General features: G+C 76.2%; 2 pseudogenes. Both read right to left on the bottom strand.

Annotation, left to right across the window (positions count from 1 at the left end):
- Nucleotides 1–71 precede the first annotated feature (71 nt).
- Nucleotides 72–692, bottom strand: a pseudogene (locus ACFXA3_RS42420) (GntR family transcriptional regulator); the annotation flags it as partial.
- 86 nt (nt 693–778) lie between these two features.
- Nucleotides 779–1497 (bottom strand): annotated as a pseudogene (locus ACFXA3_RS42415) (hypothetical protein); the annotation flags it as partial.

Raw genomic sequence — 1497 nt, 5'->3', positions numbered from 1 at the left:
CGAACGGCGGCCCCGGGTCCCATTAAAACCGGCACCGGGTGCCGGTCAAACCGGGACAGAATGCCCGGTCCGGCGCGGGGTGCGCACCCCAGGACATGCCGCTTCACCAGCACGCCGATGTCCGGATCCTGATTGCGGAACGCCTCCACGAGGGCCGCGTGCTCCTCCGCGTACGACTTCTGGACGGTTCCCAGCCAGCGGATGGACAGGGCCGTGAAGACCTCGATGCCCAGGCTCTCCCAGGTGTGCAGCAGCACGCTGTTCCCGGCAGCCCGCACCAGCTCCCGGTGGAACCCCACGGTGTGCCGCACCTGCGCGGTCCCGTCCTCGGTGCGGTCCGCCTCCCACAGCGCCGCCACGTGCGGTTCCAGGGCCGAGCAGTCGGCCGCCAGCCGGGGCGCCGCCAGCTCGGCCGCGATCTGCTCCAGGCCCGCCCGGACCGGGTAGATCTCCTCCAGGTCGGCCGCCGACAGGTTCCGTACGCGCACGCCCTTGTTCGGCGCCGACTCGATCAGCCGCAGCGTCTCCAGCTCGCGCAGCGCCTCGCGCACCGGCGTCTGGCTGACCTCCAGCTCCACGGCGATCCGGCGCTCCACGATCCGCTCACCGGGCTTCCAGCGCCCGCTGACGATCCCCTCCACGATGTGCTCGCGGATCTGCTCGCGCAGCGAGTGCACGACGGGTGGGGTGATCATCCGGGCTTCATCTCCTGTGACGGCACGCATCGCTTCGATGCGTAGACAATACGGCGCAGTAGCCCGCGGGGATGCCTTCCTGGTCAGGGCCGTTGGGTGAGGCTGGTTACAAGAGCCGTGACCGGGCCCACCGTCAGCCGGTACGGACCCGGCTGCGGCGGCGCGAACGAGACGCCGTAGCGGCCGCCGCCCAGGCCCCGCAGGGGGCGGGCGCTCGCACGGCCGCCGTCGGCCGGGCGCAGTTGCGCCATCAGGCGCAGCCCCTCGCCGGGCGCCGTGACCGTGACCTCGTACGGGGCCCCCGCGGGCAGGACGGCCGGCGCCCGCACGCCCAGCCGGGCCGCCGGGTCCGCGCAGCCCCCGGCCGCCTCCCGCCCGGGACCCAGCAGGCCCCGCAGGACGGCCCGGACGGCACGGTTGTTCTGGAGCGAGCCGTGCTGCTCGTACACGGCGAAGGACCCGGCGAACGGTTCGGCCGTGGACCGGGCGGCCATGGCCCCGGCGTCCGCGGCCCCGGCGGCCGCGTCGCCGTCGCCGTCGCCGGGAGTCTGCGCCGGGAGGGCCGCCGGGCGGGGGACCGTGCCGTCGCCGTCGGCCTCCCGCTGGCGGGACAGGGGGTCCCCGTCGCTGGCCACGGCCGTCGCCGTGGGCTGCCCGACCCCGGCGATCACCTGGATCCCGGCCCGCGGCGGGGCGCCGCGCAGGTCCGCGTGGAAGCGGGCGGCGTCCCCCCCCACGGCCGCGGGCACCCCCGGGCCCCCCGCCAGCTCGCGGGCGTGGTCGAGGCCGTCCCGCGCCCCCC

It is taken from the genome of Streptomyces sp. NPDC059456 (assembly GCF_042750055.1).
Classification (GTDB): Bacteria; Actinomycetota; Actinomycetes; order Streptomycetales; family Streptomycetaceae; genus Streptomyces.
Note: the sequence above shows the minus strand (reverse complement) of the source record. Positions and strands in the feature narration are given on the sequence as shown.